The 15,404-nt window shown below is 45.0% G+C and carries 18 protein-coding genes, 1 pseudogene and 1 other annotated feature; of the genes and pseudogenes, 1 reads left to right on the top strand and 18 read right to left on the bottom strand.

Features of this window, described 5'->3' with window-relative positions:
- Nucleotides 1-15: 15 nt before the first annotated feature.
- From EYB31_RS11950 to EYB31_RS11940, 3 genes are all read right to left on the bottom strand, one after another.
- Nucleotides 16-540 carry a GrpB family protein gene (locus EYB31_RS11950; protein ID WP_131013568.1) on the bottom strand — a complete coding sequence of 175 codons (525 nt, stop codon included), beginning with the start codon at nucleotides 538-540 and terminating at the stop codon, nucleotides 16-18.
- Nucleotides 541-570: 30 nt separating this feature from the next.
- On the bottom strand, nucleotides 571-1,407 hold the full coding sequence (locus tag EYB31_RS11945) for a nucleotidyltransferase domain-containing protein (protein WP_131013567.1): 837 nt from the start codon (nucleotides 1,405-1,407) through the stop codon (nucleotides 571-573).
- Between the two features lie 79 nt (nucleotides 1,408-1,486).
- The gene (locus EYB31_RS11940) at nucleotides 1,487-2,383 is read right to left on the bottom strand and encodes a LysR family transcriptional regulator (protein ID WP_131013566.1); all 897 of its coding nucleotides are present in this window, start codon (nucleotides 2,381-2,383) and stop codon (nucleotides 1,487-1,489) included.
- Nucleotides 2,384-2,500: 117 nt separating this feature from the next.
- On the opposite strand from EYB31_RS11940, the gene EYB31_RS11935 reads away from it, so the two are divergent.
- Entirely contained in the window at nucleotides 2,501-3,895 is a 1,395-nt protein-coding gene (locus EYB31_RS11935; RefSeq protein WP_131013565.1) for an MFS transporter, read from the top strand.
- Here the strand turns inward: EYB31_RS11935 and EYB31_RS11930 are convergent.
- The 15 genes and pseudogenes from EYB31_RS11930 to EYB31_RS41510 all read right to left on the bottom strand — a co-directional run bounded on the left by EYB31_RS11930 (nucleotide 3,892) and on the right by EYB31_RS41510 (nucleotide 14,961).
- On the bottom strand, nucleotides 3,892-5,565 hold the full coding sequence (locus tag EYB31_RS11930) for an ABC1 kinase family protein (RefSeq protein WP_131013564.1): 1,674 nt from the start codon (nucleotides 5,563-5,565) through the stop codon (nucleotides 3,892-3,894). The genes EYB31_RS11935 and EYB31_RS11930 overlap by 4 nt on opposite strands.
- A gap of 30 nt (nucleotides 5,566-5,595) precedes the next feature.
- Nucleotides 5,596-5,895, bottom strand: coding sequence for a phasin family protein (locus tag EYB31_RS11925; RefSeq protein ID WP_131013563.1), 300 nt, complete (start codon nucleotides 5,893-5,895; stop codon nucleotides 5,596-5,598).
- A 97-nt stretch (nucleotides 5,896-5,992) separates the two neighbouring features.
- Nucleotides 5,993-6,499 carry a GNAT family N-acetyltransferase gene (locus EYB31_RS11920; protein WP_131013562.1) on the bottom strand — a complete coding sequence of 169 codons (507 nt, stop codon included), beginning with the start codon at nucleotides 6,497-6,499 and terminating at the stop codon, nucleotides 5,993-5,995.
- 22 nt (nucleotides 6,500-6,521) lie between these two features.
- Entirely contained in the window at nucleotides 6,522-8,000 is a 1,479-nt protein-coding gene (locus EYB31_RS11915; RefSeq protein ID WP_131013561.1) for an Lsa family ABC-F type ribosomal protection protein, read from the bottom strand.
- A 442-nt stretch (nucleotides 8,001-8,442) separates the two neighbouring features.
- Nucleotides 8,443-9,516, bottom strand: coding sequence for an aspartate-semialdehyde dehydrogenase (asd, locus tag EYB31_RS11910; protein ID WP_131013560.1), 1,074 nt, complete (start codon nucleotides 9,514-9,516; stop codon nucleotides 8,443-8,445).
- 88 nt (nucleotides 9,517-9,604) lie between these two features.
- Nucleotides 9,605-9,870: a binding site (T-box leader), on the bottom strand.
- 89 nt (nucleotides 9,871-9,959) lie between these two features.
- Entirely contained in the window at nucleotides 9,960-10,565 is a 606-nt protein-coding gene (locus EYB31_RS11905; protein ID WP_338119934.1) for a GNAT family N-acetyltransferase, read from the bottom strand.
- Nucleotides 10,566-10,607: 42 nt separating this feature from the next.
- Nucleotides 10,608-11,015, bottom strand: a complete 408-nt coding sequence (locus EYB31_RS11900) for an NUDIX hydrolase (protein ID WP_131013559.1) — start codon at nucleotides 11,013-11,015, stop codon at nucleotides 10,608-10,610.
- A gap of 13 nt (nucleotides 11,016-11,028) precedes the next feature.
- On the bottom strand, nucleotides 11,029-11,469 hold the full coding sequence (locus EYB31_RS11895; RefSeq protein WP_131013558.1) for a GNAT family N-acetyltransferase: 441 nt from the start codon (nucleotides 11,467-11,469) through the stop codon (nucleotides 11,029-11,031).
- On the bottom strand, nucleotides 11,447-12,073 hold the full coding sequence (locus tag EYB31_RS11890; RefSeq protein ID WP_131013557.1) for an ATP-binding protein: 627 nt from the start codon (nucleotides 12,071-12,073) through the stop codon (nucleotides 11,447-11,449). Before EYB31_RS11890 ends, EYB31_RS11895 begins: the two co-directional genes overlap by 23 nt.
- A 43-nt stretch (nucleotides 12,074-12,116) precedes the next feature.
- The gene (locus EYB31_RS11885) at nucleotides 12,117-12,356 is read right to left on the bottom strand and encodes a DUF3977 family protein (RefSeq protein ID WP_131013556.1); all 240 of its coding nucleotides are present in this window, start codon (nucleotides 12,354-12,356) and stop codon (nucleotides 12,117-12,119) included.
- The gene (locus tag EYB31_RS11880) at nucleotides 12,353-12,865 is read right to left on the bottom strand and encodes a GNAT family N-acetyltransferase (RefSeq protein ID WP_131013555.1); all 513 of its coding nucleotides are present in this window, start codon (nucleotides 12,863-12,865) and stop codon (nucleotides 12,353-12,355) included. Before EYB31_RS11880 ends, EYB31_RS11885 begins: the two co-directional genes overlap by 4 nt.
- Nucleotides 12,866-12,915: 50 nt before the next feature.
- A pseudogene (locus tag EYB31_RS11875) lies at nucleotides 12,916-13,110 on the bottom strand (histidine phosphatase family protein); the annotation flags it as partial.
- An 84-nt stretch (nucleotides 13,111-13,194) separates the two neighbouring features.
- Nucleotides 13,195-13,749: a histidine phosphatase family protein gene (locus EYB31_RS11870; RefSeq protein WP_131013553.1), complete on the bottom strand. Its 555-nt coding sequence runs from the start codon at nucleotides 13,747-13,749 to the stop codon at nucleotides 13,195-13,197.
- Between the two features lie 167 nt (nucleotides 13,750-13,916).
- Nucleotides 13,917-14,597, bottom strand: coding sequence for a class I SAM-dependent methyltransferase (locus EYB31_RS11865; protein ID WP_131013552.1), 681 nt, complete (start codon nucleotides 14,595-14,597; stop codon nucleotides 13,917-13,919).
- A gap of 187 nt (nucleotides 14,598-14,784) precedes the next feature.
- Complete coding sequence (locus EYB31_RS41510) at nucleotides 14,785-14,961, bottom strand: DUF1877 family protein (protein ID WP_131013551.1); 177 nt, start codon at nucleotides 14,959-14,961, stop codon at nucleotides 14,785-14,787.
- Nucleotides 14,962-15,404 lie beyond the last annotated feature (443 nt).

Below are 15,404 nucleotides of genomic sequence, written 5' to 3'. Positions count from 1 at the left end.
TATCACTTGTTGTATTTAACTTTCTTGGTCCGTTTGGTACCATTGCAATGCCTTCTTCTCCATCTCTTTCACAAACGCGTCTTTGCCGTCCATATAAGCTTCCACATTTTCGGGGAACTGTTTGGCGAGGTTTGCTTTTAAGTCCCCATAACGATCTGCCTCATCGGGGTGCATGCGGAGATAATCTCTTACGGCCAAATGGCGGGTAATATCCTCCCGATTAGTCTCTTGAAACACGTGCACCTGATGAGTACGATGATCCCCGCCCTTGCGGAAATACCTTCTTCCTTCCATGCCGAACTCTCCCATACATTCATAACCAAGACCTGCCATTTGATCGTTAAACGAATCGACTTTAGCGATATTTCGGACTACCGGCATGATATCAATGATCGGTTTGGCTTTGAGCCCTGGAACCGCAGTGCTGCCGATGTGATGAATGTCAATTAACTCATTCCCGAAAATATGTTTTATGCGCCGGGACTCCTCGCTAAACAGCTGTTTCCAGTGATCACGATGATCTGTTACCACGATATACATCCCATCGACCTCCTCCGCGAAATAAGCCCCCTATAACTTCGACAAACGACCGGTCTCATCTATAAGCTCACGCAGCAGCATTAGCGCTTGGCTTGAACCGTCCGGCTCTTCCGTAAGCAAGGAAAAGATGTTATTTACTTTTTGCGAGTAGCCGCTTGGCGCCAAGGGAAACGAACCGGCAATGGCGACAGCGCCTTTTTCGTTCATCCAGTACGTTTCGTTGAGGGCAAACAATGCCTGATTCAAGCAGGATATCGCCCTAAAGCAGCACCCGGCAACATAAGATATATCTTTTTTGTAGACGCCTTTATGGCCGATGTCTAGAGAAAATGCCGCCTCCCAGAAAAATGTTTGGATAGTCGATTTTTGCATCGCTGACGAATAGGGTACGGTTCGGGTTTTCAGCTCACCGATTATGCCCGAAGGATCCCACAGCACCTTGCACAACGCAATCTCGGCAAAATAAATCGAGTTCACAAATCCATGCGGATGCCCGGGCTGATAGTCTATCGTGATCTCTCCGGCGGTGCATTGATCCATTACCTTCGACACTTTGCCGAGGTCACGAAATAACAGATCGACCGGCTTTCCGCTCACCTTCAACCAGCCGCCGCCGTTAATCCACGGTCCCCAGCCGCCAAGTTCGGTCACCAGGTCGTCCCGATGTTCGTCATCCATTTCCGCGGCCGCCTGGCGAAGCCCGGATATGTCCAAGCCCGTGCCGGAGTCGTAATAAATGCCAATATCAATGTCCGATTCGGGTGTATCGTTTCCTCTGGCTCTGGAGCCGCCTAGAACTAACGCACGCACTCCGCTGATTTGTTTTAGATGGTTAATTATATCGGCAATAATCGGATTAGCGTCCATTTTATTCACTCTCGCGTTATCTTTTTGTTTTAATAGTAAACAATGTCTATGGCACCGGGAAGTGAAAACATCGATAAAACTATTTTATCGGATTTGTCTCACTAGATTTCGCCCCGAAATATTCGATGACAACCTCGCGGAATTCATGTGCCGCCCGTGAAATGTAACGGCTTCGATGCCATATTAGAGCAATTTCACGCACCAATTTGTGGTTTTCGAGTTGAAGGTATTTGACCTGTTCCCGTGAATCCTTTGCGGTGCTTGGTACAAAAGCGATGCCTACCTCTGCTTCGACAAGGGGAATCAGCCTTGCAGGTTCATCTCCCTCATACACATATCTCGGTTCAAATCCAGCCGCCCGGCATGCGGCATCCACAAAATCACGAGCACCGAAACCTAACTTCACGCCAACAAACCATTCGTCCTTAAGATCGGAGAGCGACACGCGGTTTCGTGCCGCCAGCCGATGTCCTGCCGGAACGGCGAGAACGATGGGATCGACAAACACGATTTGGCATTCGATGTCATCTCCTTGTACAGGGGGCGAAGACAAGCAAAAATCGACCTCTCCCCTATGAAGCAGCGTTACCATTTCTTGCATGCTCACCATCTGCACATGAAAATGGATGTTGGGCTGTTTTTTTCGAAATTCACGAAGGATATGGGGCAGCGCGCTTGCGGTAGTGACCGCCAATTCAAGAGCGACGTGCTCCGGCCTGGACAAATCGCAAAGTTCCTGCTTCCCCTGCTCCAATTCAAACAGCGCCCTTTCCGCCCGGCGCAGAAATCTGCTTCCGAACTCGTTTAAACGCAGTTTTCTCCCGACCCGGTCGAACAATGGGACTCCCAAATCCTCCTCCAGACGCTGTATCGTCTTGCTAAGCGACGATTGAGTAACGTGCAAGCTTCGTGCCGCTTCGGTTACATGCTCCAGTCGGGCTACTTCGAGAAAATATTGCAGCTGAAGCAGTTCCATTTCCTTATGCGCCCCCATTCATTCCTTTAAATCAATAAAATCATAGCATAAAATGCGTTGGAATAAATATAAGATTTCAAGTACGATGTCATCAATACACTTTTGGGGGATAAACATATGAAACCTAACAGCAGGTGGCTGATGATTTCCATTGGACTTGGCATATTGCTTAATCCGCTGAACTCTTCGATGATTGCCGTGGCAATAGCCAATTTGCAGCATGTATACAATCTCGAATATACCGCCGTATCCTGGATTATATTTGCATTTTACATTGCAAGCGCTATTGCCCAGCCCGTCATGGGAAAAGCCGGCGATTTATTCGGACGTAGGAACATATTTCTTGCCGGACTTGTTGTCGCTTTTATCGCATCGTTATTGGCGCCGCTATCACCAAGTTTTGGCTGGCTTATCGTGTTCCGCATCATGCAATCCATCGGCACCAGCATGATGGTTGCGATCGGAATGGCCATCATACGTATCCATGTTACGGAGAAACAAGCGACCGCACTTTCCGTTCTGGCCATATTTTTATCGGGAGCGGCGGCTCTTGGCCCGTTTGTCGGCGGCATACTGATTCACTGGTGGGACTGGCAAGCGATCTTTCTCGTCAATATTCCATTTGCAGTGGCAAGCTTTATATTGGCTTATAGAACCATTCCCCGTGATGAACCGCCGGCGGCCGCGGCAAACGGCATGTCCTTGCGTACATGGTGGCGATTCATCGATGCGCCGGGGATCCTGCTTTTTGCAGCAGGACTTATTGCCCTGCTTGTCGGGCTGCTTTCAGCCAAATCTTCCGGGCACATCTCGTCAAGCCATGCCGTAGCCATACTGTTCGGACTTGTCATTCTGATCGCTTTCGTCAGGCATGAACTGAAGGCGGCGTCCCCTTTTATCCCTTTGCGCACCTTTGCCAAATATCCTGCGTTAACGTGGGTCAATGTCGAGTTCATACTTGTTAATATGCTTTTTTATTCGCTTTTTTTCGGGCTTCCCTCCTACCTGCAGATGGTGCGCCATATCAGCGAGCTGCATACCGGCATGCTCATGTTAAGCTTAGGTCTGTGCTCACTGATCGCGTCGCCGATTGCGGGAAGATGGATTGATAAATCGGGTCCCCGCCCGGTGCTGCTAGTATCCGCCGTACTACTGACTTTTGGTTCGATATGGGTTGTGACGATGGACTCGGCTTCGTCGTTAATCGGCCTGTGCCTGGCATTAGCCGTGTTTGGTTTCGGCAGCGGGTTTAATAATGTCGGCATGCAGGCCGCTTTATTTAAAAGCTCGCCCAAAGAAATGATCGGTGTCTCATCCGGTTTATTTATGACCTCGAGATACTTTGGAACCATTCTCGCTTCCCTGCTGCTTAGCGTCATTATGGGCGACAAGTTCAGCACCGCGGGGTTTCAAACGCTGGGAATCGTTCTCATGGTTATCGCATTGTGCCTGGTGATGATAAGCTGGAGAAGACGCGAATCGGGGCAGTTGCAAGAGCAGGGCCGCAGCTAGAAGCGGCCGGAACGTACAATCAAATAAAGGAGCCACAAAAACATCAGTATCGCGGCAATAAACCCGATCTCAATGACAGGAATACGCCACAGCATGGATTGGGAATGGCTTATTGCCGAGCCGATAATCAGACCGACCATCATAATGCTCAGCGAGAGCAGCACGATGCTCAATGACAAGCGGTTGGTGATCCGGTCCATTTTTTTCATCAGTTCATCCAGCTGAGGCACGGAAACTTCTATCCGAAACTGCCCTTTCCTCATGACCGATGACAACTGCTTTAAGCCAAGGGGAATTTCTTTCAGCAAATCCACATAGTCAGGCAGGTCCTCCATCCACATCTTTACCATTTCCAGCGGGCTGAACCGTTCCAGAAGCAATTTTCTCCCGAACGGCTCGGCCACATCAAAAACGCTGAATGTCGGATCAAGAGCGGACACTACCCCCTCCATCGTCAGCAGCGTTTTTCCCAATAAAGTCAATTCCGACGGCATTCGAATCCGGTGCCGCAGCGCTAAAGCGAACAAATCTCGGATGGCCTGCCCGATACTCACTTGATGGAGCGGCACCTTATAATAAGTTTCGCGCATTTCCTCGACATCCGCGTACAGCAATTCGATATCCGTTTCATCGGGTACAATGCCCATATTGGAAATCGCGCGAATAATGCCTTTGGAGCTTTTCTTTTGCAAAGCGATCACAAACGAAGCAAAGTGCTTTTTCATTCCCGGTGTCAACCGGCCGACCATGCCGAAATCAAGCAGCACAAGACTGCCGTCCGTAAGCGCCAGCACATTGCCCGGATGCGGATCGCCATGAAAGAAACCTTCGACAAGCACCTGGTTCAAAATGGTTTTGGCAAACTGTTCGGCGAGCAGTTTGCGGTCCAAACCAGTGCGGTCAAGCTGCTCATGATCGGACAATTTGATCCCTTCGACAAAATCCATCGTCAACACTTTGCTAGTGCAGTAATCCCAATGTACCTTGGGCACACGGACATTTCTCCACGTCTTGCACTGGTCTGCGAATTTTTCGGCGTTGCGCGCTTCCGTCGTATAGTCCAGTTCGGCGCGCAGCGCTTTGCCCAATTCGTCCACGATATCCCGCAGCCGGTAATTGCTCGCCCATTCCAGCCCATTTTCCGCCAATCGGGCCCAATCGTTCAGAATGTCCAGATCGGTTTCGATCACCATGCGAATATGAGGACGCTGCACCTTGACGGCAACGGGGGTGCCGTCTTTCAGTACGGCGCGGTAAACTTGCCCGATCGAAGCGGCTGCAAGAGGTATTTCATCAAACTGCAGAAAGAGGCTTTCGATCGTTTCGCCCAGCTCCTGCTCAATGATGTCGGACGCTTCCCGGTACGAAAATGCGGGGACATTATCCTGAAGCCGCTCCAGCTCCGCTAAAATAGCCCCCGGGATCAGATCCGGACGAGTGCTTGCAAGCTGACCCAGCTTGACAAAGGTCGGACCAAGCTCCTCCAGCAGCAAACGGATACGCTCGCCGATGCTTTTAGTCTGATCGCTTCTCCGCTCATCGCTCCGAAAAAACTGCAGTTTTTCGGTCAGTCCGATTTCTCCGGAAACATACCCCAGACCGTTGCGGGCAAAAGCCGCGGCGATCGTGCGATACCGCTGCAGCTGCCGGATTCGTTTTCCTGCGCTCATGGGCCGCCTCCTCACTCGTCTTCGATAGGTTTACTCACGTTCCCTGCTGCGTTCCAAAGCATCCAACCGTCGCTCGATGCGCTCGATATCCTCCTTGGTAGCCAGATGCATGCTTTCTAGGATGGCATGCACGCGCTCCCTCGCCATCGCTTCGATTTGCTCCCGCGTCTCCGCGCCCTTTTTGATCAGCTCATCTGTCAGCGCTTTGGATTCGGAACGGTTCACTTCACCTTTCGTCACCAAATCTTCGACTGTTTTTTCAATCTGCTCCTTGCCGGCCATAACAATCCCCAAGCCAAGCGAAACAACCTTGTCAATTGTTTCTTTCATGTCTTCCACAGCTCCTTTTTAGGACAAAATGGATGTGCCTTCACACGCAAACTCCTCTTTATAATGATACGGAAAAAAATGCTTTTTCATCCATCTATTAGTTCAATTCAATCGCTTTTTCCATGACATAATCGTCCATAACAAAACCATTTCCTATATCCGCCACCTGTGTGCGTACGGTCCTAAATCCTTTTTTCTCATATACCGCGACGGTGGAGTCATTGTAGCGGTTCACGGTAAGCCAGATCGCGCTTAACTTTCTCTTCTCGCACAATTGAACCAAAAATTCCATGGCCTTGCTTGCATAACCAAAACCCCGATGTTCTTTTTGGATATAAAATTTGCTTAAGAAAAGCTTGCCATCTTCTTGTTTGACCCCCATATACCCTACGTTCCGGCCATTCACGGCCATAAAGTAATACTCATACCCTTGATTACGGGTTTGATCCGTAACAGCCTCAATCGATTGAAACTTGGCCAGCATATAGTCGATTTGTTCCTTGGAGATAATGGCGGTAAAATATTCGTTCCAAATCTCGGATGCCAGCTGCACCAAGGACAACACGTCGGCCTCTGTTTTTACTTCACGAAAAGTCAGTTCCATTTTCTTTCACCTCATATGGACATTAAAGTTCAACAACTTGTGTGGCAATATGTTTGCAAAACTCGCTATCGTGCTCCACAAAAAGCAGCGTCGGCTGATATTCAAGCAGCAGCTCTTCGATTTGAATTCGCGAAATGACATCGATAAAATTAAGCGGTTCGTCCCAAACATGCAAATGCGCTTGCTCACTTAAACTTTTGGCGATCAGCACTTTCTTTTTTTGCCCGCCGCTATAAGCGGAAATGTCCTTTTCAAATTGAACTCTGGAAAAATCGAGTTTTCTTAAAATCGCTTTAAACAAGCTTTCATCAATCCCGTTGTTTCTGGCATAATCGGTTAAATTGCCCTGCAGATGCGAAGTGTCCTGCGAAACATAAGAAATTTGCAGCTGGCTTCCTCTCCGGAATGTCCCGGTGTAACCGATATCCTCTCCGCATATCAGCTTGATGATGCTTGATTTGCCGGATCCGTTTTTGCCTGCAAGCGCGATTCGGTCTCCTTGCTCAATAGTAAAGCTGAGATCCTCGCATACCTTCTTTTCGCCGTACGTAATTGATACATGTTCCAGCTCGACAAGCTGCTTTTTATGATAAGCCAGCTGTGCGATTTTAAGGCTTTCCGAGGTTTCGATGTTTTTCAGAAGTTTGGACGTTTCTTCAATGGCGTTATGTTGTCTTTGCTCGATCGATTTGGAACGCTTCATCATTTTAGCTGCTTTATGGCCGACATATCCTTTGTCTACCTTGGAGCCGGAATTTCTTGTGCCATTTTTGGTTTTTTCTACTTCATGAGACCAGTTGTTCGTTCGTTTGGCCGCTTCCGACAGGCGTTTAATATCGCCTTTCAGCTTTTCATTTTCGGCAAGCTCATAATGATCCTGCCGTTTTTTGTTTTCCCACCACTCGGAGAAATTGCCTTTCTGGATCTCGATATCGGTTTTATTGATCGAGAGGATATGGTCCACGCACTGATCGAGAAACGCCCTGTCGTGAGATACCAGTATAAATCCCGATTTGCCGCTAAGATATTTGCCGACCAGTTTTCTGGCGTTCATGTCAAGGTGATTGGTCGGTTCGTCAATTAACAAAAAGCTGTTTTCCTTTAGAAATAAAGCGGCAAGCAGCACTTTCGTCTGCTCTCCATTCGAGAGTGAATCGAAAGGCCGGTACAATACGTCATCAGACACCTTTAGCATATTGAGCTCACGCATCAGTTCCCAATGAAGGTAGTCGGGAACGATGTCGCTGATGACATCGATTGTATTTTGTGCTTTATTTTCGACATAAAAAGGGAAATAGTCAAAGGTCACCTTGGCGGAAATAGTGCCGCGGTAATCGTACTTCCCGAGCAGCAAGTTAAGAAACGTTGTTTTCCCCCTGCCGTTGCGCCCCGTAAACCCCAATTTCCATTCGGTATCGATTTGAAAATTGACATCCTCAAAAACATTATCGTAACTGCCGTCATAGGCAAAAGTCAGATTGCTCACATTAATTAAAGACATGGCTTGTAACCTCCCGTATAAATATAAAAGCTACAAGAAAGTTACTTTCTTGTAGCTCAAATAAATATAACAAATCCAACCCATATCAGAGTCAGACCAGGATATACCGTTTGAGCGAAAAGATAAAGTAACTTTCTTGCATATAACGAATAAAACAAGCGAAACCTACCGCTTAGCCGCTTTATTCATTCATCTCATCTGCAAGAAAAAATTACATTATCGTTTTCAGCTCCAATCGTCAATGTAAAGGTATTTTATCATAACCGCTTCATAATTACAACAATTGGGATATTGCGCCACAAATGCGAGGCTATTAAAAAAGTGAAGCTGACGCTTCTCCAGCATGATTTCGCTCACTCCGCCGCTTTTTCAGTGGCCTTTATAAATGCAACTCATTCGTTTGGTCGCTGATTGCTCCCGAAATTTCTTAGATTGTACCTGCTTATTGCAATAGACCCCGCGCTAACATGGATTCCGCAAGCAGAACCGCGCCTTTTCCCGCTCCCATCTTCGTGTTGTGGGAGACCAGCACATATTTGAGCCCGCCTAGCACAGGTTCTTCTTCCAGCCTGCCCATGCTTGTCGTCATGCCGCCTCCGAGCTCGCGGTCCAAACGAGGCTGCGGCCGGTAAGGGTCGTCAAAAATATGAATCATCCGTTCGGGAGCCGAATGGAGCTTATAGAAGTTGTCCGCAGGCGTGTAGGTTTCGATGGCTTCTTTCATTTCGGCTAAACTGGCTTGCTGCTTCAGACCGACAAACACGGATTCCGTATGTCCGTCCAAAACGTTTGCTCTTGTGCATATGCAGTTCACGTTGATCTCCGCCGGGGTGATGCCTTGCGGAGAATATTCGCCGAGTATTTTTAACAGCTCTTTTCTGACCTTGCCCTCTTCATTCGGAATATAAGGAATAATGTTGTCCAGAATATCCAAGGAACGGACGCCGGGGCTTCTTCCCGCACCGCTGAGCGACTGCATGGAGACCATCAGTACATTTTGAATGCCGAATCGTTCGTGGAGCGGTTTTAGAGTGATCGCCAGTCCTGTAACCGTACAATTCGGAACCGGCAGAACAAAACCTTTCCAGCCGCGCTCTTGCTGCTGCTTGCGGATTAATTCCATATGATCGTCGTTAACCCCGGTAATGAGCAGCGGAGTATCGTCAAAGTAACGGAATGCCGATGCCGTGGAGAACGTCGGAGTCGTTTGGGCAAACCAAGGCTCCAGCTCTTTGGCCAGATCGGATTCGATCGCCGTAAAAATCACATCCACCGAGTCGGGACGGAACTCCTTGGAAGATACAACCGGCACTTCCAGCATATCTTCCGGCACCGGCGTGTTTTGCGTCCACCTCGACGATCCGTTTGATTCCAACAAAGCTTCTTTATAGTTTTTCACCGTTCGGGAAGTCACCATGATGACCACTTCAAAATTCGGATGATTGGATAATGCTTGCACAAACTGTTGTCCGGCCATTCCCGTTGCTCCTACAACGGCCGCTCTTAATCTTGACATATTGCTCACTCCTCGTGTGGTATACTAATCGATTCCAAAATACCGATCTTGTACAAATAAAAAAATCTCACCCCCAAGACAATGAAGTCTCAGGGACGAGATTTGTATGCTCGTGGTACCACCCGGATTCGCAAATATGTCGCCATACCTGCCTCTTCGAGTACGTCATCTAATCTGATGAATAGATGGTTATACTCTAGCTCTGTAACAGGAGCTCCTGTTACACCATCCCCTTGAAGGTTCCGATGTACTGCTCAGAGGCTTTCTTCAATAAATCATTCTTCGCTCCTTTTCAGCGGCCGGAGCTCTCTGTGGAAGAATGCATTTATTTACTTTTCTCTTCATCGCATTTCGAATTATTGGTGAAAATTATACTAAAGAATTGAACTAGAGTAAAGATATTTTTGTTCTAACATTTTCCGAATACAAAGTTGGAGCCCATTTTACCCTGAATATTCCATTAACCAACAATCTCTTAATTCACCTTCATGTTTTTCATGTTTCGGTAATTCCTTGATTTTCTTGAACCCGCATCGTTCATAACAAGTGATCGCCCGAATATTCCACTGCTGCGGGTCCATCACTACACGGTTCGCTTTTAATTCATCTCGCAAATAATGCAACATCGTTTTGATTAACGTCTTGCCAATTCCTTGATTCCAATAATGGGTTTCTCCAATAAACTGATCCGTTCCATATATCTTATCGTTATTGTCGCCGTACCCGTATTCCTGTTTTGCTTGCTCATCCAGTTCATAATACTGAATATAACCGATGGGTTTGTTTTTTAATTCAACGATACATCTCACCGCTTGATCCTCTTCTTGATAAAAATGTGCAACAACCATCTTTATGTCATGGGCCCGATCTCGCCCTTCGTAATAACTCAAAACCAATGGATCGTTCAGCCACTTGACCAACGTCACTTGATCTTTCACTTCCAAGGTACGAATCGTAATATCCGATTCATCATAAATAATCATCTTAATAGTCCTGCTTTCAACATATTTTCCGTAACTTTGTCTTTGTGCCCCTACCGCATCGCTCACAGCAATCGAAGAGCCGGAGAAGATTTCATCCGCAGGTGTATTCTAAAATTCAACAAAATCCGGAACTTGATCCGGCTTTAAACAGGTTTCGATCCGCTCTCTGAAATTCATGAAAGTCACCATGTCCAGCGCTTGGCCTATTGGAAAAAATCCGGATTCCAAACTTTCATTTGTGGGAACGGGTTCTCCACCAATCCACTTCGCAAGAAACAACGTATTGCAAATCGAGTCCTTTACATTTTGGTAAATCCCGCAAAATCGAATGATTTCTATATCGACTCCGGATTCCTCTTTGGTTTCCCGGATCGCCGCTTGAGTTAAAGATTCTCCTTCTTCAACTTGACCGCCCGGCATTTCCCAGCCTCTTTCGGGACCTCTAATGAGTAAAATCTCGTTTTTATCATTGAGAACAATGGCAGCTGCCGAGACAAAATGTTTGGGAGGGGCCACGTCATCTGCTCCTTTATGAATGATTGGATAACTTCTTTTTCATGACCGCATCATCTCGTATGATATAGCCGTTTGCTGCGTACGTTTTCAGAGCCGTCTCGTTTTTGAGTCCAGTAAGCAGCTTCACGTTTTTAACACCTTTTTCACGTAATTCTTCTTCAATAAATCCCAGTAATAAACTGGCAATGCCCCTTCTTCTTGCATGTTCACTAACATACATTTCCGTTATTTCCGCATACAAATCGGGGTAGCAAAAAGACTTAAAATATTGAGCGCAAGCAAAACCAACCGCACGATGGTCTAAAAAAGCTAAAGCGACCAGTTCGCTTGAAGTGCGCAAGCTTTCTTTTACCTCATTTAACTCCATGCGCACGCCATTAAACAGATCATTAAGATGTATCAGGTCCTCGCTATCGTCTTGTGTCGCCCATCTAATCGTTATTTGCTTGTTCATCCCTGCACCTCTTACTCATATCGCATTGAAGCTCACCAAACTCATAACCCCGCATACTCAAAGCAACTATACTTTGGATGACTGCTTGAACTTCGCCAGAATCCTTTATTACAAATAAGTAATTCGCTTCACCTTCCACAGGATCGGAAATAATTCCTTTTGAAGATTCCTCCGTCTGCCGCTGAAGCACTTCGTTAAAATTCGCAGCAGTTCGAAAAATAGATTTGCTGCGCTGGCTTTTTGACACCCGTTCTTGAAGAACATCATCCGGTATATCAAAATGTACCAAAACACTCTCGAAGCCATGTTCACGAAAATAAGCAAGCGTTTTCAGTCGGCTTTTCGCATCACGATTTGAATTACAAAGTATGAGGTGAAAATCCGTTTTCTGTACGGCGTAATCAACAATTGTATTCGTGACGGCATATTTAAGCGTATTTGGCCCGTGTGTGGGGCGTAAAGACATATAGTGTGCATTTATAAAATCAGCATGATTGTCTTGATCAATCACAACACAATTTGTTAGCTGCTGTTCTAACGTTTTGGCGAATGTTGTTTTCCCGCTATGGGTTTTACCTACCGTCAGGATGACAAGCCGTTTCAATAACATCCCTCCCAATATGATGGATAACCTTAACCATTCAGCATCAAGATCCGTAAAATCCAATGATTATTTTGAATTTATTCCTATTCTTGGCTTGAAGTTTGATTCCTTCTCTCAGATCAATTACCATAACCTTCTTTCCGATCCAAACTCTAAAATATACCGATTTTAGCCGGAACGGTCTTATCATTCCTTTTATTTCCCGTTCTGTGCCATCTTCATGTTCAATTTCCGTTCGAACAAGCCAAGTGTTGCCTATACCAATTTCTATATATTTCTTCAACGGAACTGCTCACTTTCTTCATACCTCAGATGGAGTTCTTTAATCATATGTATGGTTATATACTTCTTAGCATCTGTACTCGTCATTTTCACATCAAATGGTTTAAAGCCATACTTAGAATAAAACGCTAATCCTCTGGAATTCGTGTTATGACAGGCTAATCTTATTTCCTTGATTTTTAAATTAAGCTTAGCTTTATCGAGCATTACATCTAGTAGATATTGGGCCGCGCCTTTGCCTCTATAACTGGGAGAAACAATAACGTTGCCAAGCCAGAAACTACTTTCTTCTGAGTCATCTTTATAAATATTAGCATAAGCCACCACCTCATCCGTTTTCTGAACGACGATGACAGTAGGTTCGAATCTATCTTTTATTATATTTAAAATTTGTTCCGGTGTTAAAGGATGAACAAACCTCGGACTCATATAAAACAACTCTTCTTCCGATTGCGGCATTAAACAAATGGATTCCAGATCTCTAGTTTCAAGATTTCTTTGAGCATACATAACAAAACTCCTTTAAAAAATTTCCTCAACAACTACTTCTTTATTTAATGTCTTGCCAGTCCTTCGATTGTAAACATTGTCCTCTGATAAGGACCTGAAATGATCGAGTCTATCCCTTCGTTTTTCAACAATTCAGCTATGTGCAGAGCGTCTACAAATCCATTCTCGGTCAATCCTCGCGTGCGCTCATTTCCTTCTGTTTTAGGAGATTCACCGTGCCTAACAAAGTAAATATTTGTATGCATACTTCCTCCCAAAGACAAGCCTGCTATGAACCCATACCGTTGATATATTCACGAACCCGAAATTCTCATGGCAGTTTCTTCGAATTACTCTGCCCACATTCTAACTACTTTTATTAATTCCCGACCTTTAAATTCTAATTTATATATGTCCGGCATCGAGGTTGATTCCCAAAAATCAAAATCAAACCTATTGTCAAAATAATTTATAATCAACGTCATGATATCTCCATGAGTGCCAACGACAATTTTTTTGCCGGCATGCACGTCTAACATATTGTTTATTTGTGTTACTGCTCTTTCTTGTGCCTTGGCACTTGATTCGCCGTCGGGAAATGAATATTCCTTTTCTTTGTACACTTTCAATTTGGCTTCCTTAAAACCAACTTTCTGAATATCACCAATTGTTCTTTCTCTCAGATCTTCCAATATCAAAATATCATTTAAACCAGCAGACTCCTTAATCGTTTGAATAGCCCTCTCATACGGGCTTGAAATAAAAACATCTATGTGTTCGCTATCTAGAATCCATTTTACCTTTAGCGCGTCTGACTTTCCTCTATCTGATAGGCCTCTGCTTCTTTCCATTCCTTCAATGTATGGGGATTCAGCGTGTCTTACAAAGTAAACAAAGGTCCTCATCTAATTTTTATCACTTCTTTCTTGGCAGCGATGGTTTCAGGTAATGTCTCAGGAATTCGTGAATTCTCACTGGCTTAAGCTACGCAACGGCTGGTTCGATGATCTTAGCCAATGAAGGTGTTGTCTGCTGAGTTAACATCTCTTGGCCTTCTTCGAATGATCTCGTGTTAGGGTTTAATAGCCTTCCAAATATATCTGTACTCTTTCATCCCTAATCTTCCGTTGATAAGATTTTCTTCTATTTTCAATTTCAATTCTTCTTCATATTCAGCCAATGTGTAGTCCGGATTCCCTGGTGTTCCAGATATGAACTTTGCAAACTCGTTCTCGTTAGGAAAATATACCGTTGCCTCGTTATACTCACTAATCTCAATATTTATAAATCCATTATTATGTAAACGTTCTTTCACTTTATCTAATGCACCTGAGTGAATTCCAAAGACGATTCCACCCGACCGCAGAATCCTGCTGTGGTTTAAAATTGAGGTCGGTCCTCTTCTGTCATAAATTAAATCAAATTGTTCGTCAGAAAAAGGCAGCTGTTCCTTCGTAGTCGCATATTTGAACATTACATTATTTATCTTACTTTCTTGTAGTAAACTTTCAGCAATATTGATCATTTCAATTGAATTATCAAATCCAATTATCGATTCAGCAAATCTTGCCATCTTTAACGTAAAGTCACCGTGACCACAACCAGCATCCAATACAAAACGGTTTTCTGCTAGTAATTTAATCAACTCTTCTTCGAAAATGTCCTCGGACGAGATTCCCTCAACTGTAAATGTGGCATTGCTTTTATAACCGCCATTTCTTCTGGCGATCATGTTGTACCAATCTACTCCCATGAATAACCTCCAAGTAAGTCTTTAATAATATTTTATTGCAGCCATTTCCTTTAACTTCTTCTACAAATCCGAGAACCTTAAGGCGACTCTGAAATGGCCTCGGGCAGGACAAGAGCCGTTGGGCCCGCAAACTTGAATAAGGTGTCATTGGAAGCTCTTGCATCGAATAGCTTTCAATAATTCTTTATTAACCCCACGCCGCACCATGTAATATAAAATGGACAGCGTGCCAAGACTTGTCGAGATAAAGTGAATCCAATTCTTCCGTATCTCCGTAGATGTAGTCATTTATAATTTCATCGTTTTTAATTAATTCTTCCAATTTACTTGTTTCGACGTGCTTTAAAACTCCTACTACTCCCAAAAATGTTCCCTCTCTTCAGGTTATTATAGTACTGCATGAATTTCTGATAACGCCTTTTGTACTCACGAATCTGAGAGGCATAAGGTCGCATTAGCAATCGGGTGGCTTCGCCCCTTCCTCGATTTACCTCCAGGCGGACCAGAGTTCCTTCATGAACCGAAGTGTTGAGTATGATGTTACCTGGTGCTACTGACTGCTTTGAGTTCACTTACTGAATAAAGATGCCTATCACTACTAGAGCCATAAATCCAATAATTATTAAAATAGCAATAATAATCCTTATTATCCCTGGTTCTTCGTGAAATACGGTTATCCCTGTGAATGTCAATGAAAAAGTTGACCACTGCGCTAATCAAAAAGTTGACCACCCGGGCAAAATGAAAACCACAGCTATGTGGTTAATTTTTTCATGAGCGCAAGGCTTGCATGCTCTGCTTGAAGCG

This window comes from Paenibacillus thalictri, from assembly GCF_004307995.1.
GTDB lineage: Bacteria > Bacillota > Bacilli > Paenibacillales > NBRC-103111 > Paenibacillus_AF > Paenibacillus_AF thalictri.
The sequence above is the reverse complement of the archived record's forward strand: the minus strand, read 5'-3'. Positions and strand labels throughout refer to the sequence as shown.

Coding starts and splice junctions, on each gene's coding strand:
- EYB31_RS11950 (WP_131013568.1), bottom strand. CDS start 540: ATGTATATCGTGGTAACAGATCATCGTGATCACTGGAAACAGCTGTTT.
- EYB31_RS11945 (WP_131013567.1), bottom strand. CDS start 1,407: ATGGACGCTAATCCGATTATTGCCGATATAATTAACCATCTAAAACAA.
- EYB31_RS11940 (WP_131013566.1), bottom strand. CDS start 2,383: ATGGAACTGCTTCAGCTGCAATATTTTCTCGAAGTAGCCCGACTGGAG.
- EYB31_RS11935 (WP_131013565.1), top strand. CDS start 2,501: ATGAAACCTAACAGCAGGTGGCTGATGATTTCCATTGGACTTGGCATA.
- EYB31_RS11930 (WP_131013564.1), bottom strand. CDS start 5,565: ATGAGCGCAGGAAAACGAATCCGGCAGCTGCAGCGGTATCGCACGATC.
- EYB31_RS11925 (WP_131013563.1), bottom strand. CDS start 5,895: ATGAAAGAAACAATTGACAAGGTTGTTTCGCTTGGCTTGGGGATTGTT.
- EYB31_RS11920 (WP_131013562.1), bottom strand. CDS start 6,499: ATGGAACTGACTTTTCGTGAAGTAAAAACAGAGGCCGACGTGTTGTCC.
- EYB31_RS11915 (WP_131013561.1), bottom strand. CDS start 8,000: ATGTCTTTAATTAATGTGAGCAATCTGACTTTTGCCTATGACGGCAGT.
- asd (WP_131013560.1), bottom strand. CDS start 9,516: ATGTCAAGATTAAGAGCGGCCGTTGTAGGAGCAACGGGAATGGCCGGA.
- EYB31_RS11895 (WP_131013558.1), bottom strand. CDS start 11,469: ATGAACAAGCAAATAACGATTAGATGGGCGACACAAGACGATAGCGAG.
- EYB31_RS11880 (WP_131013555.1), bottom strand. CDS start 12,865: ATGTATGCTCAAAGAAATCTTGAAACTAGAGATCTGGAATCCATTTGT.
- EYB31_RS11870 (WP_131013553.1), bottom strand. CDS start 13,749: ATGAGGACCTTTGTTTACTTTGTAAGACACGCTGAATCCCCATACATT.
- EYB31_RS11865 (WP_131013552.1), bottom strand. CDS start 14,597: ATGGGAGTAGATTGGTACAACATGATCGCCAGAAGAAATGGCGGTTAT.